Source organism: Pseudomonas sp. SbOxS1 (assembly GCF_013416725.1).
Taxonomy (GTDB): domain Bacteria; phylum Pseudomonadota; class Gammaproteobacteria; order Pseudomonadales; family Pseudomonadaceae; genus Aquipseudomonas.
On the sequence record NZ_JAAVXC010000023.1, the window covers coordinates 87,952 to 113,504 of the forward strand.

20 protein-coding genes are annotated in these 25,553 nt (G+C 58.7%); 9 read left to right on the plus strand and 11 right to left on the minus strand.

What is annotated here, in order from left to right; translation table 11 throughout:
• The first annotated feature begins 2 nt into the window (after window positions 1-2).
• Genes HFK74_RS19225 through HFK74_RS19255 form a run of 7 tightly spaced genes read left to right on the plus strand, consistent with a single transcriptional unit; the run spans window position 3 to window position 8,759 of the window.
• Window positions 3-2,459 carry an RND family transporter gene (locus HFK74_RS19225; RefSeq protein ID WP_257230365.1) on the plus strand — a complete coding sequence of 819 codons (2,457 nt, stop codon included), beginning with the start codon at window positions 3-5 and terminating at the stop codon, window positions 2,457-2,459.
• Window positions 2,449-3,699 carry an MFS transporter gene (locus HFK74_RS19230; RefSeq protein ID WP_180204842.1) on the plus strand — a complete coding sequence of 417 codons (1,251 nt, stop codon included), beginning with the start codon at window positions 2,449-2,451 and terminating at the stop codon, window positions 3,697-3,699. Before HFK74_RS19225 ends, HFK74_RS19230 begins: the two co-directional genes overlap by 11 nt.
• A gap of 13 nt (window positions 3,700-3,712) precedes the next feature.
• A complete protein-coding gene (locus tag HFK74_RS19235; protein WP_180204843.1) occupies window positions 3,713-4,294 on the plus strand; it encodes a cupin domain-containing protein in 582 nt (193 codons plus the stop codon).
• Window positions 4,291-5,274: a fumarylacetoacetate hydrolase family protein gene (locus tag HFK74_RS19240; RefSeq protein WP_180204844.1), complete on the plus strand. Its 984-nt coding sequence runs from the start codon at window positions 4,291-4,293 to the stop codon at window positions 5,272-5,274. Before HFK74_RS19235 ends, HFK74_RS19240 begins: the two co-directional genes overlap by 4 nt.
• A gap of 10 nt (window positions 5,275-5,284) precedes the next feature.
• A complete protein-coding gene (locus HFK74_RS19245) occupies window positions 5,285-6,289 on the plus strand; it encodes an NAD-dependent epimerase/dehydratase family protein (RefSeq protein WP_180204845.1) in 1,005 nt (334 codons plus the stop codon).
• Window positions 6,267-7,061, plus strand: a complete 795-nt coding sequence (locus HFK74_RS19250; protein WP_180204846.1) for a cyclase family protein — start codon at window positions 6,267-6,269, stop codon at window positions 7,059-7,061. Before HFK74_RS19245 ends, HFK74_RS19250 begins: the two co-directional genes overlap by 23 nt.
• 54 nt (window positions 7,062-7,115) lie before the next feature.
• Window positions 7,116-8,759, plus strand: a complete 1,644-nt coding sequence (locus HFK74_RS19255; protein WP_180204847.1) for an arylsulfatase — start codon at window positions 7,116-7,118, stop codon at window positions 8,757-8,759.
• Between the two features lie 89 nt (window positions 8,760-8,848).
• On the opposite strand, the gene HFK74_RS19260 is transcribed toward HFK74_RS19255, so the two are convergent.
• The 5 genes from HFK74_RS19260 to HFK74_RS19280 all read right to left on the minus strand — a co-directional run bounded on the left by HFK74_RS19260 (window position 8,849) and on the right by HFK74_RS19280 (window position 15,240).
• Window positions 8,849-10,189, minus strand: a complete 1,341-nt coding sequence (locus HFK74_RS19260) for an OprD family outer membrane porin (RefSeq protein ID WP_180204848.1) — start codon at window positions 10,187-10,189, stop codon at window positions 8,849-8,851.
• 193 nt (window positions 10,190-10,382) lie between these two features.
• The gene (locus tag HFK74_RS19265; protein ID WP_180204849.1) at window positions 10,383-11,567 is read right to left on the minus strand and encodes a M20 aminoacylase family protein; all 1,185 of its coding nucleotides are present in this window, start codon (window positions 11,565-11,567) and stop codon (window positions 10,383-10,385) included.
• A 4-nt stretch (window positions 11,568-11,571) separates the two neighbouring features.
• Window positions 11,572-12,861 (minus strand): MFS transporter, encoded by a 1,290-nt coding sequence (locus HFK74_RS19270; protein WP_180204850.1) that lies wholly within the window; start codon window positions 12,859-12,861, stop codon window positions 11,572-11,574.
• Between the two features lie 335 nt (window positions 12,862-13,196).
• Window positions 13,197-14,120 (minus strand): LysR family transcriptional regulator, encoded by a 924-nt coding sequence (locus HFK74_RS19275; RefSeq protein WP_180204851.1) that lies wholly within the window; start codon window positions 14,118-14,120, stop codon window positions 13,197-13,199.
• A gap of 217 nt (window positions 14,121-14,337) precedes the next feature.
• Window positions 14,338-15,240 (minus strand): LysR family transcriptional regulator, encoded by a 903-nt coding sequence (locus HFK74_RS19280; protein WP_180204852.1) that lies wholly within the window; start codon window positions 15,238-15,240, stop codon window positions 14,338-14,340.
• A gap of 334 nt (window positions 15,241-15,574) precedes the next feature.
• Here HFK74_RS19280 and HFK74_RS19285 point away from each other — a divergent pair, with 334 nt between their 5' ends.
• Both HFK74_RS19285 and salA read left to right on the plus strand, forming a co-directional pair.
• Window positions 15,575-16,912 (plus strand): aromatic acid/H+ symport family MFS transporter, encoded by a 1,338-nt coding sequence (locus HFK74_RS19285; protein ID WP_180204910.1) that lies wholly within the window; start codon window positions 15,575-15,577, stop codon window positions 16,910-16,912.
• Between the two features lie 175 nt (window positions 16,913-17,087).
• The gene (salA, locus tag HFK74_RS19290) at window positions 17,088-18,371 is read left to right on the plus strand and encodes a salicylate 1-monooxygenase (RefSeq protein ID WP_180204853.1); all 1,284 of its coding nucleotides are present in this window, start codon (window positions 17,088-17,090) and stop codon (window positions 18,369-18,371) included.
• Between the two features lie 106 nt (window positions 18,372-18,477).
• Here salA and HFK74_RS19295 read toward each other — a convergent pair whose 3' ends face one another.
• The 6 genes from HFK74_RS19295 to HFK74_RS19320 all read right to left on the minus strand — a co-directional run bounded on the left by HFK74_RS19295 (window position 18,478) and on the right by HFK74_RS19320 (window position 25,550).
• Entirely contained in the window at window positions 18,478-19,119 is a 642-nt protein-coding gene (locus HFK74_RS19295) for a 3-oxoacid CoA-transferase subunit B (protein ID WP_180204854.1), read from the minus strand.
• An 8-nt stretch (window positions 19,120-19,127) separates the two neighbouring features.
• Window positions 19,128-19,820: a 3-oxoacid CoA-transferase subunit A gene (locus HFK74_RS19300; RefSeq protein WP_180204855.1), complete on the minus strand. Its 693-nt coding sequence runs from the start codon at window positions 19,818-19,820 to the stop codon at window positions 19,128-19,130.
• A 309-nt stretch (window positions 19,821-20,129) separates the two neighbouring features.
• The gene (locus HFK74_RS19305) at window positions 20,130-21,422 is read right to left on the minus strand and encodes a carbohydrate porin (protein WP_180204856.1); all 1,293 of its coding nucleotides are present in this window, start codon (window positions 21,420-21,422) and stop codon (window positions 20,130-20,132) included.
• A gap of 103 nt (window positions 21,423-21,525) precedes the next feature.
• Complete coding sequence (locus tag HFK74_RS19310; RefSeq protein WP_180204857.1) at window positions 21,526-23,931, minus strand: glucose/quinate/shikimate family membrane-bound PQQ-dependent dehydrogenase; 2,406 nt, start codon at window positions 23,929-23,931, stop codon at window positions 21,526-21,528.
• A gap of 207 nt (window positions 23,932-24,138) precedes the next feature.
• Window positions 24,139-24,579, minus strand: coding sequence for a TspO/MBR family protein (locus tag HFK74_RS19315; RefSeq protein WP_180204858.1), 441 nt, complete (start codon window positions 24,577-24,579; stop codon window positions 24,139-24,141).
• A 155-nt stretch (window positions 24,580-24,734) separates the two neighbouring features.
• A complete protein-coding gene (locus HFK74_RS19320; RefSeq protein WP_180204859.1) occupies window positions 24,735-25,550 on the minus strand; it encodes a DUF1206 domain-containing protein in 816 nt (271 codons plus the stop codon).
• Window positions 25,551-25,553: the final 3 nt, after the last annotated feature.

Genomic DNA, 25,553 nt, shown 5'->3' on the forward strand with positions numbered 1-25,553 from the left:
TTATGAAGTCTTTCGACAACGCCACGGCAAGCCTGGCGAATTTCGATCCACGCTCCGGTTCAGTGGTAGAACGCACGCTGTTCAACCACCGCCTGTGGGTACTGTTGGTGTGCGTACTGACCACCCTGGTGCTCGGCTATCAAGCCACCCGAATCGAGCTCAATGCCAGCTTCGAAAAGATAATTCCCACACAGCAGCCTTACATTGCCAACTACCTGGAGCACCAGAAACAGCTCACAGGCCTGGGCAACGCGCTGCGCATTGTGGTCGCCAACAGGCACGGCGATATCTACGACGCCGAGTACCTCAAGACCCTGCAAGCCATGAGCGACAGACTGTACCTGCTGCCGGGTGTCGACCGGGCGTACATGAAGTCGCTCTGGACACCCGCCACGCGCTGGGTCGCCGTGACCGAAGACGGCCTCGACGGCGGTCCGGTGATACCGGATGACTACAGTGGCACCGCCGCCAACCTCGATGCACTGCGGCGCAATGTGCAGCGCTCCAATGAACTCGGGCAGTTGGTGGCGTTCGACCAGACCTCCAGCATCATCTATGTGCCGTTGCTGGCCACCACCTCCGATGGCAAGTCGCTGGATTACGCGGTGTTGTCCGAGCAACTGGAGGCGCTGCGCAGCACTTATCAAAGCGCCAACATCGACATCCACATCACCGGTTTCGCGAAAAAAGTTGGCGACCTGATTGCCGGTCTGAAGCAGATCCTGCTGTTCTTCGCCGTCGCGATCCTGATCACCACCGCCGTGCTGTTCTGGTACACCCGTTGCCTGCGCAGCACCGTGCTGGTGGTACTGTGCTCGCTGGTGGCAGTGGTCTGGCAGCTCGGTTTACTGCCATTGCTGGACTACCAACTGGACCCGTATTCGGTGCTGGTGCCGTTCCTGGTGTTCGCCATCGGCATGAGCCACGGCGCGCAGAAAATGAACGGCATCATGCAGGACATCGGCCGAGGCATGCATCGGGTGGTGGCGGCGCGCTTTACCTTTCGCCGTTTGTTTCTCGCCGGGCTGACGGCGCTGCTGTGTGATGCCGTAGGTTTTGCGGTGCTGATGCTGATCAGGATCCAGGTCATTCAAGACCTCGCGGTGATCGCCAGCATTGGTGTGGCGGTGCTGATCTTCACCAACCTGATCCTGTTGCCGGTGTTGCTCTCTTATGTCGGTGTAACGCCACGGGCAGCGCAGCTGAGCCTCAAGAGCGAACAGGCCGAGCAATCAGGCCAGGCGCGCCATGCCTTCTGGCGTTTTCTCGACCTGTTCACCCATCGTGGTTGGGCCAGCCTGTGCATCGCCATCAGTCTTGCGTTGGCGGCTGTGGGCTTTCTGGTCAGCCTGCAACTGAAAATCGGCGACCTCGACGCTGGTGCGCCGGAGTTGCGTGCGGACTCGCGCTACAACCAGGACGATGCCTTCCTGACCCGTCATTACGGCGCCAGCAGCGACCTGTTCGCGGTGATGGTCAAAACCCCGGCCAGCAACTGTGCGCGCTATGACATCCTGGCCAAAGTCGATGCCCTGGACTGGCAACTGCGCGCCTTGCCGGGGGTAGATTCGACCAACTCCCTGGCGTTGCTGAACCGTCGCATGCTGGTCGGTCTCAGTGAAGGCAACCCGAAGTGGTACGAGCTGCAGAACAACCAGGCGATGCTCAACATGATCACCGCCAGCGCACCCCGCGGCCTGTACAACGAAGACTGCAGCCTGTTGACCCTGTACGCCTACCTCACCGACCACAAGGCCGAAACCCTGACCCGCCTGGTGGAACACGTGGAAACGTTCGCCGCGGCCAACAATACTGACGAGGTGCAGTTCCTTCTGGCCGCCGGTAACGCCGGGATCGAGGCTGCAACCAACATCGTGGTCAAGCAGGCCAACCGCGAGATGCTGGTGTGGGTCTACGGCGCGGTCATTGTGCTGTGCCTGATTACCTTCCGTTCCTGGCGCGCCACCCTGTGCGCAGTGATCCCGCTGATGCTCACGTCGATTCTCTGCGAAGCCTTGATGGTCTGGCTGAACATCGGAGTGAAAGTCGCCACGCTGCCGGTGATCGCCCTGGGGGTGGGCATCGGTGTCGACTATGCGCTGTACGTGATGAGCATTCTGCTGGGCCATTTGCGCCAGGGCACCAGCCTGTCCGAAGCCTATTACCGCGCACTGGTTTCCACCGGCAAGGTGGTGATGCTGACCGGTGTGACCCTGGCCATCGGGGTGGCGACCTGGGCGTTCTCGCCGATCAAGTTCCAGGCGGACATGGGCGTGCTGCTGGCCTTCATGTTCGTCTGGAACATGGTCGGTGCCCTGGTGCTGTTGCCCGCGCTGGCGTACTTCCTGCTACCGGCGCGCAGAACGCATCAGGGGGCCGTTGCAGCTGAAAATGCGCCCGGCGTGGCGGTGGCGGATGCCCATCACATGACCAGCAAGGAGCATTGCCATGCCCTCTAATACCGTTGCCGTAAACCCGGACCGACAAGCCGGTTTGGCGCAATCGCTGTTGTTGCTGCTGGGCAGCTGTCTGCCGGTGCTGGGCGCAGTGCTGCTGGCCCCGGTGTTGCCACGGATGCAGGCGCATTTTGCCGACGTGTCCGGCAGTAGCGTGCTGGTACCGGTCGTGTTGACCTTGCCGGCCCTGATGATTGCCCTGCTGGCGCCGTTCGCCGGGCTGATCGCCGATCGTCTGGGGCGCAAGCCGTTGCTGCTGGCGAGTATGTCGCTGTACGTGCTCTGCGGCGTGTTGCCGCTGTGGCTCGACTCGCTGCCGGCGATCGTGCTCAGTCGTGCGGGTATCGGCTTGGCCGAGGCGGGGATCATGACCTGCTGCACCACGCTGATGGGCGACTACTACAGTGGCGCCCGGCGTGAGCGTCTGTTTGCCTTGCAAATGGTCGCGACCTCGTTGTCGGCGGCGGTGTTCATCGCACTGGGTGGCTTCCTCGGGCAAAACGACTGGCGCACGCCGTTTGCGCTGTACGCCGTAGGCCTGGTTTTCCTGCCGCTGATGGCCTGGAAACTGTGGGAGCCACAGGCCGGGGCGCAACCCGGGCCAACCACCCATCCGATGCCCGCCGGCCAGTTTCCATGGCGCGCGCTCACGCCTCTGTACGTGCTGTCGCTGTTGGCGGGTTTGAGCCTGTTCATCGTGCCGGTGCAGGCCGGCTACCTGCTCAACCTGCTGCACGTGGATGCCCCGCAACAGATCGGCATGACCATGGGGGCCAACCAGCTGGGCGTGCTCGTCGGCGCCTTGAGTTTTCGCCTGTTCAGCGCAATGCGTGGGCAGCACATGTTGTTGATCGCCTATGTGCTGGCAGGCAGCGGCGGGTTGTTGATGGCTGACGCCTTGAGCCATGTGCAGGTGGTGGTCGCAGTGACCATCAACGGACTGGGCATTGGCCTGATGCTGCCGACGCTGATCACCTGGATCATGTCGCAAGTCAACTTCCATCAACGCGGGCGGGCGGCCGGGTGTTTTACCGCGGCCATCTTCGCCGGCGAATTCAGCAGCCCCCTGGTGGTGCTTGCCGTGACCCAGGGGGGCGCCACGGCGCTGCCCCATGCGTTGGCCATGGTGGGAGGGCTGCAACTGCTGGTGGCGGTTTTTTGCCTGGCCGTACCCAGGCTCGGTGGCCTGTTGCCCCACGCGAATGTGGTTGTCGCTGGCCCCGCCATCGACGACGAAAACTGAACGAGGATTTTCCATGCAAGCGCTTCCTGAATTCAAACGAGTGGTCACCGGTCACAACAAACATGGCCAGGCCATTGTCGCCAGCAACGGGCCGACGCCGAACGTGTTTGCGTTATCGTCGGTGCCGGGCACGGTGTTTCATGAACTGTGGAACAGCAGCACCAGCCCGGCTTTGCTCGACAACGCCAATGACCCCAGCAGCAAACCCTTGCAACTGAGTCCCGGCCCCTTTGGCAGCGTGATTCGGGTAGTGGATATTCCCCCGGACAGCGTGCAGAACCAGGTCAGTGCTGAAAGTGCCGCGGCAGCATTCGCGGAAATTGGCGAGTCCCACGCCGGCACCAGCCAGCCCGGCTCAAAGCACAAATTGATGCACCGCACCGAAACCCTTGACTACGGCATCGTCACCGAGGGTGAGGTGTGGCTGGTATTGGACGAGGAAGAGGTGCACCTCAGGCGCGGCGACGTTGTGGTCCAGCGCGGTACCAACCATGCCTGGAGCAACCGCACCGAAGCGATGGCACGCATGGTCTTCATTCTGCTCGACGGATGCTTTGCCGCCGAGTTGGCCAACGGACAGGGAGCATCAGCATGAAACTCGCCACCTTGAAAAACGCCAGTCGTGACGGTCAGCTCGTCGTCGTCTCGCGGGATCTCGCCTGGGCCCTGGATGCCGGTTCAGTGGCGCCTACCCTGCAGCATGCCATCGAAAACTGGAGCAGTGTCGAGCCGCGCTTGCAGGCGCTGTCCAGCGAGTTGAATACGGGCGCAGCGACAGGCGCTTTCCCGTTCGATTCCGCCCAGGCCATGGCGCCGTTGCCCCGCGCCTATCAGTGGTGCGACGGCTCAGCCTTCCTCAGCCACGGTGCCTTGATGCAGAAGGCGTTCAATCTTGAGCCCATAGACGGCGTAGAACACACACCGCTCATGTACCAGGGCGCCGGTGACGATTTCATCGGCCCGCGCGACGACATTGCTTTGCCGAGCGAGAGCCAGGGCATCGATTTTGAAGGCGAGTTCGGGGTGCTGGTGGATGACGTTCCGATGGGCTGCGACGCGCAAAAGGCGATCAAGCACATCAAATTGATTCTGCAAATCAACGACGTCAGTTTGCGCGCCCTGGCACCGCGTGAAATGCGCACAGGTTTTGGATTCTTGCAGGCCAAACCCTCGTCCAGCTTCGCTCCGGTGGCCATTACCCCGGATGAGCTGGGCGACGCCTGGCGTGACGGGCGGGTGCATTTGCCTTTGCAGGTGCACTGGAATGGCCAATGGTTCGGTCATCCCCATGGCGGCCAGATGAACTTCAGTTTTGGCCAGTTGATCGCCCATGCCGCGCTGACCCGAAGGTTGGGTGCCGGCACGTTGATCGGCTCCGGAACGGTCTCGAATGCTGAACGTAACGTGGGCTCAGCCTGCATTGCCGAGCGCCGCGCCATCGAAATGATCGAGCACGGTGCCGCACAAACCGGTTTCATGCGCTTGGGTGACCGTGTGCATATGGATGTTCTGGATAGCGACGGTCAGTCGCTGTTCGGCGCGATCGATCAACGTGTCGTTCAGGCTCAAGGTTGAGGGGCACCGTATGCGCGTGTTGATTACCGGTGCCAATGGTTTTGTCGGACGTGAGCTGGTGCTTTGTCTATTGGCGCGGGGCAGCTTACGGGGCCAGAGCATAGACTCGTTGCTGGTCCTGGACAGGGACTTGCGGGGCTTGCCGGAGGATACCCGTCTGCGCCGTCATTTCGGCAGCGTGACCGATCCGGCGTTGATGCGCAGGGTATTGGCCGATGGCATCGACGTAGTGTTCCATCTGGTCAGTATTCCCGGTGGCGCGGCTGAGGAGCAGTACGAACTTGGCTATCAGGTCAACCTGCTGGCCAGCCTTGAACTGCTAAACCAGTTACGCAACAACGTCCAGCCACCCGTTTTGGTGTACGCCAGCAGCGTTGCGGTGTACGGCGGTCAACTGCCGGTGCGCATGAATGAGACTGCCCAATTGCGCCCCGAGTTGTCCTATGGCACCCACAAAGCCATGGTGGAAAGCGCCGTGAGCGACCTTGCCCGGCGAGGCGATGTGGAGGGTAGGGTGCTGCGCTTGCCGGGCATCGTCGCCCGGCCTCGCGAGCCCAATGGCTTGCGCTCGGCGTTCATGAGCGACCTGATGCGGGCGTTTGCCGACGGTGAGTCCTATCAATGCCCGGTCTCGCCAGAGGCGACGGCGTGGTGGATGTCGGCCCGCTGTTGTGTGAACAACCTGATCCACGCCGCCGAGCTGGATGGCGCCGTGCTCGAAGCACAACGGGTATGGCAGTTGCCGGTGCTGCATTTGTCCATTAGCCAGGTGGTCGACGCAATGGCCGAGCGCTATGGGCAGGAGCGTCGAAGCTTGATCAGCTACGCGCCTGACGCGGCCCTGGAAGCGCTGTTCGGCCGTATGCCGCCCTTGAAAACCCCCCAGTCCCGTGCCGCCGGTTTCAGCCATGACCGGACAGCCGCCGCACTGGTCCGCAATGCACTCAACCCCGTAGCCCCCCGACATCTACCTCTGACCGGAGACACTTTTCATGTCACAGCCCACCAAGCCTGAACGTCGTCTCGTTGACCTTTCAGTCACCCTGGACAACAACCCTTACACTGATCCGCCGCCGCTTCTGCCGAAGATCGACTACATGGATCACCAGCAAGGCTGGCCTGAGATGGCTGCAATGTTCCCGGGGTTGCAACTCGAGCAGATGCCCGGCAAAGAATCCTGGGCGGCCGAACGTTTGCAAATCACCACCCACAGCGGCACGCACATGGATGCGCCCTGGCACTACGCCTCGACCACCGACGGCGGCCAGCCAGCCTTCGGCATCGACGAGCTGCCACTGGATTGGTGCCTGCAACCGGGGGTGAAACTGGACTTTCGGCATATGGCAGATGGTCATGTGGTGACGGCGGACGAAATCGAAGCCGAGTTGGAGCGCATTGGCCATCAATTACAGCCGCTGGATATCGTGCTGATCAATACCCGTGCCGGTGCATTGTTCGGGCAGCAGGGATACCTGGATGCCGGCGTCGGAATAGGTCGTGAAGCCACGATGTATCTGCTGGAGCGGGGAGTGCGGGTGGTCGGCACCGACGCCTGGAGCTGGGATGCTCCATTCAAGTACACCCGTGAGCGTTTTGCAGCCAACGGCGATGCCTCGATCATTTGGGAAGGGCACAAGGCCGGGCGCGACATCGGTTATGGGCAAATGGAAAAGCTCGCCAACCTGGAAACCCTGCCGGCCAACGGATTCGTGGTGTCGTGTTTTCCCTACAAGATCAAACACGCGTCAGCCGGTTTTGTGCGTGCGGTGGCGATTTTCGAAGAGTAAGGCGCACCACCAAACAGAGAACCGTCACCGACAAAACACAATAAGGGAGAACACATGCCTCTTTTGCGTCTGCCTCAAACGTTACTGATGACCGCACTGGTACTAAATAGCAGCCTGGTGCTGGCGGCCAGCGCTGACTCGGCGCAACCCAATATCTTGCTGATCGTGGCCGATGACCTGGGTTACTCCGACCTGGGCAGCTATGGCGGCGAAATCAGCACGCCCAGCCTGGATCAATTGGCCAGGGATGGCCTGCAGTTCACCAACATGTACGCCGCGCCGACCTGTTCGATCACCCGCTCCATGCTGATGTCCGGCACCGACAATCACCTGGCCGGACTCGGCACCATGGCGGAAGCCTTGCAACCTTTCCAACGAGGCAAGCCGGGTTATGAGGGATATCTGAACCAGCGTTCCTACTCAATTGCCGAACTGCTGAAACAGGGCGGTTACAGCACGCTCATGGTCGGCAAATGGCACTTGGGCCTGGAAGCGGATCAAGGACCGGATCAACGGGGCTTCGAGCAATCTTTCACCTTGCTGGAGGGTGGCGCATCGCACTTCAAACCCTCCAGTGTCGACCCGGCAAAGATCGAACAGGTGCACTACTGGGAAAACGGCAAAGACGTAGAGCTGCCGGAGAATTTCTACTCCTCGGACTTCTACACCGACAAGCTGATCAGCTACCTGGAAAACAGCCGGCAAGACGGCAGGCCGTTTTTCGCCTACGCCGCCTTCACGTCACCGCACTGGCCGCTGCAAGCGCCCCAGCAATACCTGGACAAATACCACGGACGTTTTGATCAGGGTTATGACAGCGTACGTCTGGCGCGGATCGAACGGATGAAAAGTCTCGGCCTCATGGCCAACGATGCCCAGCCTGCAAGGCCGCTGCCAGTGAATCCAAAAATACCGGGCTGGGAGCAATTGAGCGCTGAGCAGCAAAGTGTCGAGGCGAGGAAGATGGAAATCTACGCCGCCATGGTCGATAACCTCGACCATAACATTGGCCGACTGATCGATTACCTGCACCAGAGTGGCCAGTACGACAACACCTTGATCGTATTCATGTCCGATAACGGCGCGGCCGGGGAGAGCCACGTCCAGTTCTATCCGCCGGGCGTACACACTGACAATAGCTATGCCAACCTCGGTCGCAAGGGATCACAGATCGACTATGGCCCGCGCTGGGCCGAGGTCAGCGCGGCTCCCTTCCACTTGTTCAAAGGCACCACCGCAGAAGGCGGTATCAGCGTGCCGGCGATTGTCCAACTGCCCAAGGCACTGCGTCGCCAGGGAGTGGAACGCGGCGTTGCGCGGGTGGACGACCTGGCACCGACCTTTCTGGAACTGGCAGGTATCGCGCTGCCAACCGATACAGGTAAACACCCGATTACCGGTAAATCAATACTGCCAATGCTCGCCGGTAAAGGCAGCCCGCACAGCAACGACAGCCTGGCCGGAGAGCTGTTCGGTAACACTTACTACCGCGAGGGAAACCTGAAACTGCTGGGCATGCGCCCGCAAACCGGGTTTGGCGATAATGCGCAAGCGCCGCAATGGCAGTTGTTCGATATGTCGCAGGACCGCGGCGAAACCACCGACCTGGCTGGCGCCCGACCAGAGACAGTGCAACGGCTGAAGTCTGCATGGATGAAGTACGCCGAGCAGGTCGGTGTGGTGTTTGCTGCGCACTGAATAAACCGCCAGGTAGATGCACCGCAAGGCCGGTCGTGCACCTTGCGGTTGTTTCACCGTTTCATCGGGCCAGCATGCCGCGCGCTCGCCTAGAACACCTTGATCGGTACGTTGACGATAAGCCTGAGCTCATCAAGATTGCCTTCCAGTTGATATTCACTGGCACGGTGCGTGGAATAACTGGTGATCAGGCTGATGTTCTTGAAGGTGCCCGATTGCACGGTGTAACTGGCACTGACGCCGACTTCATAGTGGCTTTCACCCTGTTGTTTGAGTACCGAGTTGTAGATGCCGTTCGGGCCACCGTCGTAATGACTGCCGTCGATGCCCATGCCCTTGATGTACCAGAGCGTAGTCTTGAGACCAGGTAGACCATAAGCGACCCAATCGTTGTTGTAGAACACCCCTATCGAGCGCTCATTGGGGCCGTTGAAGAAGGACATCATGGTATTGGGAAGGTTGATGGCATTGGATTCGAAGGGATAATCGAAATATTCGTCGCCCTTGATTTGCTGCAGGCCGATCTTCAACGAGTGGTTGCGCCATTGGGGCGTGATACTGAGGCCGTAGGCCTGCTGGTCGATATTGCCGCCGATTTCGCGACCACTCGATCGGGTGTTATAGGCATCCAGTTGCACATCGACGTTGACCGGTCCCCAGTTGGTTTTCATGCCCAAGCCCAAATACTCGCGATCCCAGATATCGTCGAAGCGAGAGACATAGGCGCTGCTGCGCCAGCCAGCGCTCGACACATAGTCGGCCCCGGCGTAAGCGTTAAAGTCACTGGTAACCAGGGGCGAACCGTAAGTGGGACTCAAATCCTGGCTTCCAGCCCCGGTACGCGGCGAGCCCTTGTCGAAGTAGCCAGACTTGATCGTCAAACCTTCGACGTCATGACTTTCCAGAGTCACACCATTGAACGATGAGGGCAATGTGCGGGTGTCGGTGTAGGACATCATCGGTGTCCTGACTTGCTGTCTACCAACCTTGAGCAGTGTGTTGGCAACTTTGAACTTCAGCGCCGCGATACCGAGTTTGCTCCAGTCATCGACCACATCGCCGTCCTTGTCCACCAACATTCGATTACTGCCGCCTGCCGCCGCTGTCCGGCTGCGCTCCAGCGCCACCGCCGAGAAGGTCGAAAGATCCAGCCCGAACTTCACCGGCCCTTCAGTAAAACCGGAGACGAAGTCGAGTCTGAAGCCTTCCAGCCAGGCAGTACGGTCACGCAGCTTGCGCACGCCGTCTGGTGTTTGCAATTTGAAATACGTGGCCTTATGGCCGACTTCGTGTGAATACCAGTGTCGGGTATTGAGTGTCAGTGAACTCCCTTCCAGAAAACCTTGTTCCTGGGCATTGACCTGAGAAGTAGAAACCGCGGCCGCCAGCGAGCCAGCGGTGAAAAGCGCCAAATTACCTTTGCGATACATAGACTTTGCCTGTTGTTGTTTTTAGGGCAGATAAGAAGAAAGTCGCCGAGTAATCGTTATGAAGTTATTGCGCGGGCAGGGCGTGGCCCGACTTGTCCATCAGGCCGCAGGCAGCCTGATGGTGGTCGTTCAGATAGCGGGTTGCTGGTTTAACGGCTTGAACACTCATCAAACATCGCCCAAACCTGCGACATCAGTTGAGATAATCCTTCACAAGCTTGACCCAGCAATCGGAGCCGATACGAATCAGCTCGTCATTGAAGTCGTAGTGGGGGTTATGCACTGAGCAGCCATGAAACTCGCCTTCGCCGTTACCCAGGAAGAAGTAGCAGCCGGGAACCTCGGTCAGCATCCAGGCAAAATCTTCTGTCGCCATGATCTTCGCCGCGTGCGGCAACAAGTGGCCGGGCTTGAACAGCGGCGCCAGGCTTTGGCGAAGTATCTCCGTTTCCGTCACGCTATTGACCAGTGCTGGCGCCAGTTGCGTGATTTCAAGTTCGATTTTGACGCCGAATGTCAATTCATGACCTTGGGCGATTTCCGCCAGGCGCTGATTGATTTTGCCTTCAGTCTGCGCTGTATCGGTACGCACGCTGATCAACATCGATGCCGTGTCGGGAATGATGTTGTAGACACTGCCGGCTTCGACCATGCCAATGCTGATCACGGCGTGTTCATCAACGCAGAGATTGCGCGACTTCACCGTCTGGATCGCGTTGATCATGCTGGCCAGCACCGGTACCGGATCGACGGCGCGCTCGGGCATTGCGCCATGACCGCCGCGACCTTTGATCAACACGCGCACGCATTCCGAAGAGGCCATGGTCGGACCGGCCTGGACCACAGCGGTGTCCAACGGTATTCCCGGCAAGTTGTGCAAGGCAAAGATCGCGTCACAAGGAAAACGTTTGAAAAGGCCGTCGTCCATCATGGCCTTGGCTCCACCCAGGCCTTCCTCGTCAGGTTGGAAAATCAGGTTGAGCGTGCCATTGAAGTCGGACGACTGAGCGATTCGCCACGCGGCTGCCAGCAGGATGGCAGTGTGGCCGTCGTGGCCGCAGGCGTGCATGCGGCCCTCGATCCGGCTGGCATGGGCGAAGCGGTTTTTCTCCTGCATCGGCAGGGCATCCATGTCGGCACGCAGGCCCAGGCGGCGAGTGCCGCTGCCTCGACGCAGTACGCCGACCAGGCCATGTCCACCGATACCGCGATGAACTTCGTAGCCCCAGCTTTCGAGCTTGCTCGCCACCAACTCGGCGGTCAGCGGGGTATGCGCGCCCAGTTCAGGGTTCTGGTGAATTTCCCGGCGCAGCTGGATAAACGTCTCCAGGTCCAGTTCGCCAACGGTCCGGGTTTGGGTTTGGTTCAATGCATTCATCAGGTCACTCCCGACCAGGGTTTTCGGGGAATACCGCCAGGCACGCCAGACTGATGGCGCCGCCGGCGAGCAGGTACAGCGCTGGCGCCTGGGGGTTATCCAGGGCCGCCGTTAGCCATGTGGCGATCAGTGGGGAGAAGCCGCCGAACAGGGTGACGCCGAAGCTGTAGCTGACGGCAGTGCCCAGGGCGCGGCGATTTTTCGGAAACGCCTCCATGATCAGGGCGAAGAAAGCACCCGAACCGATACAGCCAGGCAACACCAGAATCGCGATGACGAACATCGCCACCCACAAATTGGTGCTCAAACTGAGCAGGTAGAAGGCTGGCCATGCCAGCAACACGGGCAGGGTGATCGTCCAGGCCAGCAGTTTCTTGCGCAGGCCGTGGCGATCGGCAAAGCGTCCTGCCAGAGGCGTGATGACAGCCAGGCAGGCACTTGCCACGCAGGCGATAGCCAGGGCGCTACGTTGCGGGTAACCCAGGGTGACCGTGAGGTAGGCGGGCATGTAGAAAATGAACAGGTAGATGCCAATGGTGGCGCTGGCCATCAGGCCGATCGCCAGAAGGGTGTGCCGCAGGTCGATGTGATCGCGTAGCCGACCGTCGCGCTTGGTCGGTTCGACTTCGTGAGTTTCCGGCAAGCAGCGACGGATGTACCAGCCTAGCGGTCCGATGAGCAGCCCCAGCACAAAGGGAATGCGCCAGCCCCAGCTTTCAAGGTCTTCGGCACTCAATGCGTTGTTGAGCAGCAAACCGAGACCAGCCCCCACCATGGCCGCGTAGCCTTGGCTGGCAGCCTGCCAACTCACATTGCGACAGCGATTTGCCGTAGCGCTGGATTCCATCAGGTAGACCGACGCAGTGCCTATTTCACCACCCGCCGAAAACCCCTGCGTTAGGCGGCCAGCCACCAGCATCAAGGTGCCGAACAAGCCTATGTCCTGGTAGGAAGGCGCGAAGGCAATCATCGCTGTGCCGAAAGTCATCAAACTGATCGTGAGGCTCAAAGCGGCCTTGCGGCCACGGCGGTCGGCAAAGCGACCAATCACAAGCGCGCCGACTGGCCGCATCAGAAAGCCGACGCCAAATGTAGCGAGGGACATCAGAAGCGATGCCATTGCCGACTGTGCGGGGAAAAAGTTCTTTGCAATCACCACGGCAAAGAAGCTGTAGATCGTGAAGTCATACATTTCCAGGGCATTGCCCAGAGCGCAGGCTACGGTAGCTTTCCTGGACCCGATCACGGATGGCGCAGCGGCGCGGGGGAGAGGGGGCGCTTGCAGAGTAGTCATCGATATTTCCTGTGACAGTTTTGTTGTGGGCCGAATATCCGGCAAACACTGTCACTGCGCACTTGCGCTTTTCTTCGATGATTAACCGTTGGTTATGATGTCCAGCCGTTCCAGTGAAACTCGGTGCCAGATCGGTGCGGTTTGGCCCGATTATCGAACACACGCACTGTTTGACGACAGCGACACGGTCGCTGTGGCAAGCAACTCAAGCTTCAAATACGGGGTTTGGCCCGATGCTCTTGAGGTTATGGTGGTCGGTCCCAAGGAAAAGGAACAGACTTAACCGTTGGGCATATCATTGCGTTTTTCTTAAGTCTCTCAGTTGCCGCTGCGCTCTAGCGTGACGCATCCATTGGCTGGTTCTTTGAGAGCACGCTCCTGATCGCGTAGTAGAGATCTCGGGCAGTCGTTGTCAAAGCATGGCGATCAATGCAGACCAGATAGATCGGGTACTCCGGGATGCTTTCTTCGATCATGACCTGCATCAGGTCTTCATTGAGTCCTTTGGGCAATGTGTTTTCCATTCCGGCTTCACTGAGCGTCATGAACGCATCGGCATGGTGTAACAGATCAAGCGCCAACAAGACTGATGAACACTCGGTTATCCGCTGCGGCGCAGGTATCTCGTTGTCTTCAAACATTTGATAGAACTGCGACGAGTGATCGTCGATGGCATCGAGGCTGATCCAGTTTGCAAACTGCAACTGACGCAGCGAGTGGGAGTGGCGAAGAGGATTGTTTTTTCGACAGACCACCAGGCCCCGCATGCGGCTCAACGCTTCCCAATCCAGGTTTAGCCTCTGGGTATGCTGCTGCGAGGTTATGGCGAAATCCAGGGTACCGTCCCGCAGCCGCTGCAACATCTGGTTGGGACGAAGATTCACCAGGCGAATGCGAACACGCGGATTCTTCGCCTGGAACCCGGCAATGCATTCTCCCAGTCCTTTGAGGACTGATGTCAGGGACGTGACACCGATGGTGACCTCACCGACCTGCATATCCTTGATGTTTTCAGCCTCCAGTTGCAGGCGTCGCATGCTCTCGACGGTCAACTGTGCATGACGAATGATGCGACGGCCTTCGTCGGTGAGTGACATTCCCCTGTGGGAGCGCTGCAGCAGAGCCAGGCCCAGTTCACTCTCCAGATCCTTTATCGACCGGCTGATGGCGGGTTGAGTGACGTGCAGTACCTGCGAGGCTTCACTGATGCTTCCGGTTTGGTGGATGGCTACCAGTGCCTTGATTTGATGGAGTTTCACGTACGGACAGGTCCTTGCGGTGCGATGAAGATTCAATCGCTTGCATAGTGTCATGCCTGTCACTGCCGCAACAATGCGCTGGCAATCTGAAGAACCCAGGAACCGGGGTCAATGGCGAACGCTCGTTACTGCAAGACCCATGAGCCAAAAAACCAGGAATCGTTTCTCTGGCGATATCACCCAGGTTTGGCGTCGCAGCGAGACTCACTCAGGCGACTTAATCCGAAAACAATTCAAACATCAGCTGGCGAAGCCAACGATTGGCGGGGTCTTTGTTATAGCGTGCGTGCCAGAACAGGTTGATTTCGATGTTTGGCAGTTCCACCGGCGTCGGTAGAACCGCAAGGCCGAAGGGTTGTTCGCAACTGCTGGCAAATCTCTCAGGCACTGTTGCCACTAAGTTGGTGCGTTGAAGGATGTGGCCAACCGCAACGAAATGGGGGACCTCCAGGCGTATGTTTCGCTCTATACCGGCCCGCGCCAGAAACGTATCAACTTCGCCGTGCCCCGTGTTCGCCGCCACCACGCGAACGTGCTCATAACTGCAAAAACGCTCAAGCGTTAACGGTTCCCGGGTAGCGGGGTGGTCCTTACGGCACATGCAGACATAGCGATGGTGGAACAGGCGCTGCTGAAAAAAACCGGCTTGCAGGTGTGGCAGTAATCCAACGGCGAGGTCGATCGCACCGTTTTGCAACCCTTCGGCCAGGGTATCGGAAGTGTTGCGCAGTGTACTGATCGAGCACCCCGGAGCGCGCTCAGCCAGCGCGTCCATCAGCCGTGGCATGAAGTAGATTTCGCCAATATCGGTCATTGCCATGGTAAATCTGCGATTGCTGCTGAGCGGGTCGAACGTGTCCTGTCGGCTCAGTGCGTCGCGTAAGGTCTGAATGGCCAGTGCGACGGGTTCGGCCAACTGCCGGGCATAAGGCGTGGGCTCCATTCCCTGATAAGTGCGCACGAAAAGCTCGTCGCTCAAGGCGACACGCAGGCGTTTCAACGCGTTGCTGACAGCAGGCTGGGTCAGATCGAGATTATCCGCCGCGGTCGATACCCGGCGGTCAATCAGCAGTTGGTTGAATACCAGCAGAAGATTGAGGTCAAGCTCACGTAGTTCCATAACGCCTCGTGCAGATTGCGTGCTCATGAGGGCGATAGATCGTTGCCCGTTATTGGGTCTGAACCGCTCTAAATGAGCCGCTGCAAGGGTCCCAAGCCTAACAAGCACCTACCATCGCGTCCATTGAGAGATATTCGGGCCTTTTGTTTAGTCTCGAGCTTTATTCACGTTCGAAATAATGAGTATTCGCCTGGCTGCATTTATCCCGGTTGTTGGTTTGCCCATGATCGAATCCATGCCCGGTTCTGAACGCTCCGCGTCCATTGGGCAGCTCGCAATTTTCCGGAGGCGTCAGATCCTCCGGCTCTATAACAATGAAAAGAAGAGCGAAGCCATGCGTACGATAGATGTGTCAGCCCTGATTGACGGGGCACGGTTCAATGCCTTCCATGCGCGCGTACTGTTCTGGTGCGCGCTGATCATCATTTTCGACGGATACGATCTGGTCATCTATGGGGTCGTGTTGCCCTCATTGATGTCCGAGTGGGGCCTCAGTTCGTTGCAGGCTGGTGCGCTGGGCAGTTGCGCGCTGGTGGGCATGATGCTGGGGGCGTTGTTTTTCGGTTCACTGTCCGATCGTATCGGTCGACGTAAAACCATCATGATGTGTGTCGCCATCTTCAGTGGCGTCACAGCGATCAACGGCTTGGCGCAAAGCCCCGAGGCGTTTGCGTTGTGCCGGTTTATCGCCGGTCTTGGGATCGGTGGGGTGATGCCCAACGTTGTGGCGTTGATGAACGAGTACGCGCCAAAGAAATCCCGTAGCACCCTGGTGGCGATCATGTTCAGCGGCTACTCGTTGGGCGGAATGCTATCGGCGGGCCTGGGCATGGTGCTGATCCCGCAGTGGGGATGGCAAGCCGTGTTCTATGTAGCGCTGATACCTCTGTTGGCCTTGCCTTTTTTAATACGCCAACTGCCGGAGTCGATGGATTTTCTACTGCGCACCGGGCAGTCCGTGGAGGCTCAAAATCTATTGGCACAAGCCGAGCCGTCTTACGTACCCACTCCCAATGACCAGTTGAACCAGATGGTCGCCAAAGGCACGAAAGTGTCGATTGCGCAGCTGTTCCAGGACGGCCGCAAGGTGAACACTTTCATGCTGTGGCTGGCGTTTTTCTGTTGTTTGCTGATGGTTTACGCGCTGAGTTCCTGGCTGCCGAAACTCATGACCGCTGCAGGTTACGGATTGAACTCCAGCCTGGCGTTTCTGCTGGCGTTAAACGTCGGCGCGATAATTGGCGCGGTGGCGGGTGGGTGGCTGGGGGACCGTATCGGGATCGCCAAGGTCTTGTTCGCGTTTTTCAGTTGCGGAGCGTTAGCCCTTAGCCTGTTGGCGCTCAAGGCGCCGTTACCCGTTCTTTATCTGCTCATCGCCATTGCAGGGGCGTGCACCATTGGCACACAAATCCTGGCCAACGCCTGCACGGTGCAGTATTACCCCGCGCATATAAGGTCTACCGGGCTCGGTTGGGCGATGGGTATCGGGCGCACCGGTGCCATTATCGGTCCGCTGCTGGGTGGGGCACTGCATGCTTCATCACTGCCGCTGCAAGCCAGCTTTCTCATCTTCGCCATACCGGGACTGATAGGGGCCATCGCCATTCTGGTGTTTCTGATTCAGAACGCTCCCGGCCGTCAGGCCGCTTTATCCCGGCAACCCGCGCAGTAACCTTTGCAGAAAAAGACGAGCCCGGGGAGGGCTCGTCTGACCGATGCCTGTTCGACCTGAAGAGTAATATTCACACCCATGATGGAATGTATGAGGGTTGCGGTATTTATCAATAGCGCTCGGATGGCGATGATTTGCTTACTCCAATAACAATCAGCCTCATGGGTAACTTGCTATGCGTACTTCTCAATCCAAACTGCAAATCGGCATTGTTGGCGGCGGTATCGCCGGTGTGGCTCTGGCACTGGACCTTTGCCGTCATTCCCACCTCGACGTGCAATTATTTGAATCGGCGCCTGCCTTTGGCGAGGTCGGAGCGGGTGTCTCGTTCGGTGCCAACGCCGTTCGTGCCATTGCGGGCCTGGGTATTGCCGAACCATACCGCAAGATTGCCGACCAGACGCAGGATCCGTGGCAGGACATCTGGTTCGAATGGCGTCGTGGTGAAGATGCCGGTTATCTGGGCGCAAGCCTGGCCGAAGGGGTAGGGCAGTCATCGGTACACCGTGCTGACTTCCTCGATGCGCTGGCCAGCCAGTTGCCGGACGGAATCGCTCAATTCGGCAAGCGCGCCGTCAGTGTCGAGCAAGATGCCGAACAGGCTCGCGTGGTGTTCACCGATGGCACAGAGTATCGCTGCGACCTGTTGATCGCCGCGGACGGTATCAAGTCATCGATTCGTGATCATGTTCTCAACGGTCTTGGCCAACCCCTGGTTGCGCCACGTTTCAGTGGTACCTGCGCCTATCGCGGGATGATCGACAGCCAACAGCTGCGCGAGGCCTACCGGGCCCGGGGTGTCGATGAACACTTGATCGACGTCCCGCAGATGTACCTGGGGCTTGATGCTCATATCCTCACGTTCCCTGTCAAACAAGGCCGGCTTATCAACGTTGTAGCCTTCATTTCCGATCGCAGTCGTCCTGATCCAACCTGGCCAAGCGATGCTCCGTGGGTACGCAATGCCAGCCAGGAAGAAATGCTCTCTGCCTTCAACCATTGGGGAGACGCTGCTCGGGTGCTGCTCGAATGCATTCCATCCCCCACCCTTTGGGCGCTGCATGAACTCGATGAGTTGCCAGGCTACGTGCACGGCCGCGTGGGTCTGATCGGCGATGCTGCGCATGCGATGTTGCCACACCAGGGCGCTGGAGCAGGTCAGGGCCTGGAAGACGCCTGGCTTCTGGCGCGATTGCTGGCCGATCCACAGGTCCTGGACAGCCAGCCACAGGCGGTGCTTGCAGCCTACGACGCCATCCGTCGTCCCCGTGCCTGCCGTGTGCAGCGTACCTCCTGGGAAGCCGGGGAGCTTTATGAAATGCGTGATCCAGCTGTGGCCGATGACGAACAACTACTGGGCAAAACCCTCGCCGAGCGTTTCGACTGGCTGTGGAATCACGACATGCAGTCCGACCTTCAAGAGGCCCGTGCCCAGTTGGGCTGGCGAGCAGTCGCCTAATGATTTGAACCGACACGCGCGCGTGCGTTGCAGTTTTCACCCGTTGCCGGACAGGCTTGAAACCGTCCGGCACATGGCTGCGTGATGACCACGCGAACTCGATCCGTTATCGAATCAACGGCACGCCACTGAGCGTTTGCAATGCCTCAAAGCTTATATCGGCGACAATCTCCCGGACCTTCAATCCTTTCGCAGTGACGTCCAGAATAGCCAGGTCGGTATAAATCCGAGTCACGCAGCCAATACCGGTCAGGGGGTAGGTGCATTGCGGCACCAATTTGCTTTCGCCAGTCTTGGTCAGGTGATCCATCATGACGAACACCTGACGCGCGCCTGTCGCGAGGTCCATCGCGCCACCCACTGCAGGAATTGAACCTTCGGCGCCGGTGTGCCAGTTGGCAAGGTCGCCGTTGACCGAAACCTGAAAGGCGCCAAGCACGGCGATATCGATGTGCCCACCGCGCATCATCGAGAACGAATCGGCGTGGTGAAAATAGGCACCACCGGCCAGCAACGTCACATGCTGTTTGCCCGCGTTGATCAGGTCATCGTCTTCTTCCCCCGGTGCAGGACTCGGGCCCATGCCCAGTACACCGTTTTCACTGTGCAGGAACACTTCCTTGTCACCGAGGTAGTTGGCCACCAGCGTGGGCACGCCAATGCCCAGGTTCACGTAAGAACCCTCGAGAATATCGTCGGCCACACGCTGGGCCATTTCGCTACGCGATAGTTTTTTCATGACAGTCATGGCGGGCCTCAGTTGACGTTGGCATTCGAGATAGGGGCGAGCGGCACTGCGACCACGCGCTGAACGAAGATCCCCGGCGTGACAATGTGTTCGGGGTCCAGCTCTCCCAACTCGACGATCCGCTTGACCTGGGCGATCGTCGTTTTCGCTGCCATCGCCATGATCGGTCCAAAATTACGCGCGGCTTTGCGATAGGTGAGATTGCCCCAGCGATCGCCATTTTCAGCCTTGATCAGTGCGACATCGGCATGCAACGGCATTTCCAGCACATAGTTGCGACCGTCGATCACCCGGGTTTCCTTGCCTTCGGCCAGCAAGGTGCCGTATCCGGTTGGCGAATAAAAAGCACCGATTCCAGAGCCAGCCGCGCGAATGCGTTCGGCCAGATTGCCTTGAGGCACGACCTCAAGTTGCACCTTGCCTGCCAGGTAGAGTTCGTCGAATACATAGGAATCGGATTGGCGTGGAAACGAACAGATGACCTTGGCCACGCGCCCGGCCTTGAGCAATGCGGCCAGACCGATCTCACCGTTGCCGGCATTGTTGCTGATGATGGTCAGCTCGCGAGCACCCGAAGCGATGACGCCATCAACCAATTCCGACGGCATCCCGGCAGTGCCGAAGCCACCCACCATGATGACCGAACCGTCGGCAATGCCGTCCAGTGCAGCAGCGACGGATTCAAATGTTTTGTTGATCAAGACGTACTCCCGTTTTTTTTGTGGCTGAACAGAATGATCTGATGGAAAACCCGATCGGATCATCATGACTGCTAGGTGTGCATAGCGTGCCAAACAACGGGGGGTGGTGGGTGTCCCGGCACGAGATGTCGTGCGATTAGCGAACGAAACCGCGAGAAGGTGAACGGGAATGAGTAAAAGACCCTGGCGTCAATCGCAGGGTTTCTCGCGGCCGTCAGCGACAGACGGTCGACGGGGAGGATAAACGAACAACAAAAAACCGGCCTTGCGCCGGTTTTCCTGTTTCTTTGAGGTTCCCTGACCGAGAGTTCAGAGCACAGCTTTCACCTGCAAACCGAGCACCAGCGCATTGTCGATGTCTTGCCCGGAAAACGCGCCGGGTTCGATGATGTATTGCACATTCGGGCGCAGCGTCAACCAAGGAGTGGCTTGGTAGCCGTAGCCAAGCTCGATCAGTTGTTCGGCACTGTCCAGATTCGGGAACGTTGTGCCATTGGCCAGTGCGGCGTCCTCCTGCACATCGCGGCTGCGCGGGTTAGGTACAGCCCGGCCATAGCCCAGGGCGACGGTGTCGCGCGGGCGACCTTCGAACGGTTTGTACAGAACCACGCCGGTGCCGTACCACTTGCTGAACGGCGAGGCCGCTTCGCTGGCCGCCGAGTATTGGCCGAAGGCATGCAGACTGCGGCCCTCGGACGATTGCGAACGCCACACGGCCTGATCAATCAGCAGGTAATGACCGCTGCGGCCGGACACTTCTTTATCGCTGCCGATGCGTTTCACGTCGGAACTGTCGTAGTAGTAGCCAACCTTGTACTCGCTGGGCAACTCACCCGCGTGCTTGTACACCAGTTCGATCGGTACCACGGTGCCGGTCGTATGTTTCGGACCCAGATGCCAGGAACGGCTGGAATTGCCGTTGCTCTCAGGATCGACATTGAAGGCCGCCACACGTAGTTGCCAGGACGAGGACAGGTCGTACTTCATGCGCACGCCCAAGTGGGCGTTGGGGTAGTTGGTCCAGCCACTACCGCCGGACATGTTCAGCGGATGGCCGCAGAAACCGGCGTTCATGAAGTTGCAGAGAATGCCACTGTCCAGGCCACCGAGGTCGTTGCCCATGGCCATGTAACCCAGCTTAACGTTGAGCGCCGGGGTGAACAGGCTGCGCTCGTAACTCAGTTCAGTCAGGCGAGTGTAGAGACCGCCGTAGTTTTCCTGGATGGGCAGGCGGTTGCCGACCAGATCCTCGGAGGCGCTATTGCCGCGTCGGTCGTTGATGGTCAGCTGAATCTTGCCGGCGTTATCCACGCCATACAGTTTGCTCAGGTCGAACTGCGCGCCGAGCTTGATGTTCTGCGAGTAACGAGCCGAACGGTGCAGGCCGCCATCGGCGTTGTAGGCGGTTTCGCCGCTGTAGTCGCCGGTGAACTTGATGCCGTTTTCGTCCATCTGGTGGCCTAGACCACCCCAATCGCCGGTCAGGGTATTGCGGGTCAAAAGGTTGGAATCGGCGAAGGCGGGCAGGGTGGCGCTGCAGGTCAGGCCCAGCAGCAATCCGTTGAGCCAGCCTGCATGGGAAAAGCGAACAGCCAAAAACATGTGAGTCTACCTGGTGGAATCTTGAATGATTTCGCAAAGCGGCGCGGTACCCGCAGGTGCCGCGCACTGAAAGCTTGCCCGCCAGTGAGGCGGGCACAGCGGCTTACGGCAGGGCGTAAGCCATCACGTAGTCGCCGCGATCGGTCGACTGGCGAGCACCGCCGGCGGTGATGACGATGTATTGCTTGCCGGTTTTCGGCGAAACGTAGGTCATCGGGCCACCTTGGCTGCCGACGGGCAGACGCGCTTTCCACACTTCCTCACCGTTGCCGCTGTTGAACGCGCGCAGGTAGAAGTCCTGAGTGCCGGCGATAAAGATCAAGCCACCTTGAGTCGACAGGGTACCGCCAAGGGTTGGCAGACCGATCTTGATCGGCAGGTGCATGCGGATGCCCAGCGGCCCTGTATCTTCAACGGTGCCGACCGGAACCTGCCAGGCAACTTTCTGCGTCTTCATGTCGATGGCGGTCAGCGTGCCGAACGGTGGCGCCTGGCAAGGAATGCCGGCCACCGACAGGAAGCGGTTTTTGTTCACTGCGTAAGGCGTACCCTTGAGTGGAACCGCGCCCATGCCGGTGTTCAACGCTTCGCCACCGGAAGTGGCCTGACCTTTGTTCTGTGATGGGATCATCTGAATCCACAGACCCAGACGCATGTCGTTGACGAAGATGAAACCGTGCACCGGGTCAGTGGAGATGCTGCCCCAGTTCATGCCGCCCAGCGAACCTGGGAAACTCAGCGATTTGTCCAGGCCCGGCGCAGTGTACAAGCCGTCGTAACGCATGCTCTTGAAGTCGATACGGCAGAGCAACTGATCGTACGGGGTCGCGCCCCACATGTCGGATTCGGTCAGGTGCTGCGCACCGATCTGCGGCATGCCCACCGATTTCGGCTGGGTGGGCGAGTACGGTTCGTCAGGGATGTTTGCCGCTTTGACCGGCACTTCTTTAACGTCGGTCAGCGGTTTGCCGGTGGCACGGTCAAGCACGTAGATCTGCCCGGCCTTGGTGCCGATGACCAGCGCCGGTACGGTTTTGCCGTCCTTGGTGAAGTCGATCAGGCTCGGCTGCATCGGCAGGTCGAAGTCCCAGAGGTCGTTGTGAACGGTCTGATAGACCCAGCGTTCTTCACCGCTGCTGGCGTCCAGCGCCAGGATCGAGGCGCCGTAGGTGTGATCGAGCTTGCTGCGTTCGACACCATAGATGTCGGTGGAAGAGCTGCCCATCGGCAGGAACACCGTATTGGTCGCTGGATCATAGGACATCGGCGCCCAGCTGTTCGGCGTGCTGCGCACATAAGTACTGCCGTCGGCCGGCGCGTTGCGATCCTGCGGATTGCCCGGGTCGAATGCCCAGCGCATCGCGCCGGTGATCACATCGAACCCACGGATCACGCCGCCCGGCATGTCGGTTTGCACGTTGTCGGCCACGCGACCGCCAACCACCACGGTGGTGCCGGCCATCAGCGGTGCGGAAGACAACTGGTAATAGCTGTCCGGAACATCACCCAGGCCTGCCTTCAGATCAACCTGACCGTTGTTGCCGAACCCCTGGCAGAACTCGCCGGTGTCGGCATCGACCGCGATCAGGCGGGCATCGATGGTGTTGGTCAGCAGACGGCGCTGGCAGTTGGCTGCCGGGGCAGGTTTGGCTTCGATGATGCTCGAATTGCTTGGCTGAGCGATCTCCTTAGTGGCATCGAAATAAGCCATGCCACGGCAACGCTGCCAGACTTTCGACTTCGCATTGATCGCGTTTTTCCAGAGTTCCTTACCGGTGTCGGCATCCAGGGCGATCAGGTTGTTGTGCGGGGTGCAGATGAACACCTTGTTGCCGATCTGCAGCGGGGTGAGCTGGTCTTCGGCGCCATTGCCATCGCTCTCGGCGACGTCACCGGTGTGGTACGTCCACGCGACTTTCAGCTTGTCGACGTTAGTGCGATTGATCTGATCCAGTGCTGCGAAGCGGCTGCCGCCTTCGGTATTACCGTAGTGAGCCCAGTCCTTTTGCGCCTTGTCCGGCTCAACCGGCGTCAGGCCCGGGCCAGTGCCCGTGGCGGCAACAGTCGGGTGCGCAACGAACATGTTGCCAGCGGCCACCGCCAGCGCAATTGCCAACACAGCAGCGATGCCATAGGCACCGCGACCTGGGACGCTACCATTGGCACGCTTGAGCAGCGGGTAGACCAGCGTGACCGCGAGGCCAACGGCGCTGAACATGAACAGGCGTGAGAATACCGGCCAGAAAACCAGCCCGGCATCACACACAGCCCAGATCGCCGTGCCCACCAGAAACGCGGCGAACAACCAGGCACCGGCCGTTTTGCAGCGAGCGATCAGCAGACCGGAAACGGCCATCACCAGCCCACCCACCAGGAAGTACCAGGACCCTCCCAGGTTGACCAGTTTCACGCCACCTGCAGCCAATGCCAAACCGAGGAGGGCGATGATCACGCCCAACCCGACCAGAATGAATTTTGATATGCCCGAGAGGCGGTGACTCTGCTTCACGTTAAGTGTCCCGTTGAAATGATCTGTGCATTATATAGATAGCTAACTATCTAGTTAAATCATAATTCGGAATGAAGCGGATTTCACTGCTCAATTACGCGCCTGATCGAAGAGCAGCGCGCCTCAGGGATTGCAGGGATCGTCGAACGTGAACAAAAGGCTCGTTTTTGTCAGGGGAGAGCAGATTTATGACAGGTCCAGATCAACTCATCGGTTTTTGCTCAATATGGAAAAATTCAACGCACCGGCTAAACAAAGCCATACCAGGTAAGGAAACAGGATCAAGCCGGTGATCACGTCAAGCCGCAAAGCCATCACTACCATTGCAGCGACCACCAGCCAGAGCAGCGTCAGGATCAACATGCTGGCGAGAATGCGTTGCGCACCGAAAAACACCGGTGTCCATAGCGTATTAAGCGCAATCTGCGCAGCCCATAAAGCCAGCACTACCTGACTACCAGGTATCTGGGTCAACCGATATCCGGCCCAGGCGAGTAACAGATAAATTGTCGTCCAGGCGACTGGAAATAACCAATTGGGTGGCGTGAAGCCGGGTTTAGCGAGAGATTCGTACCACTGACCGGGTTTAAAAAAGATGCCTGTGCTTGCCGCTGCTGCGCAGGCCAAAAGGAAAATATAAAGGGTCATGATCATTCCTTGTCTATGGACAGTAGTCTTCGCTCTCAACGGTCATGTGAGGGACGCTGCTTCTTTTGTCGCGAAAGCACTCGAAATAGAGAGAGTGCCCAGGGCGAAAAATTCACAATTTCTCGAGGACTGTATCCATCAGGGGCACTTGGCGACTATGATCTCGGTATTCCCGGCACATCCATATTTATCTTGCGCCAAGCGGCTTCTGAAAAACTGTAAGCCGAAAAGGCGATCAACCCCAACGCCATCACCATCAAGATCAAACCGCCAACGGGCAGATTCTGGAGAGCATCGAGGGCTTCCTTCATGCCTGGTGGATCAGTGGCTTGATAACGGGAGCCGCTGATCACCAGGAGCAGGGCTATCTCGATAAACACCACTCCTCGGGCTATGAGTCCAAACCGAGACACCGGGCGTATATAGCGCATCACGTCTTCGTCAGCCTCAAAGTACTTCTCGAACGACGCATTCCATGCCTTGATGATGTGAGCGATTCCTACGCCTAGTGGGACGAGCGCCACGAGGTAAACCAACACGTTTGAGTGATCCCAGGACAAAAGATGCGCCAGTAAATCCTTAGTCTCCCCACCTGCGGAACTGCCTGAACTTCTGACGCCGCTTATGAGCAGCCCCAATGCAAAAAACGCAAGAGCGCCGTTGATCAAACCTCCCACTAACAAACCTGCGCGAATCACTAACCCTTTGAGTTTCGTACCGTGATGATCGACGTCGCGAATCGCTTGCACCAGACGCCACCCTGCGAACGCGAGTAGACCAGCCACCACTAGCCCAACCAGGACATATCCGAATGGCTGGGTTAACAATGCTTCCAGGCTTTTTTGACTGTCCTTCGGTTTTGTCGAGTCTTGAGCCGCCAGCAGAGCGAAAATACCTATGATCAGATACAGAATGCCCCGAGCGGCATATCCGCCTCGAGCGAGCATGACAAGGGTGTGTTGAGTGGACATTGG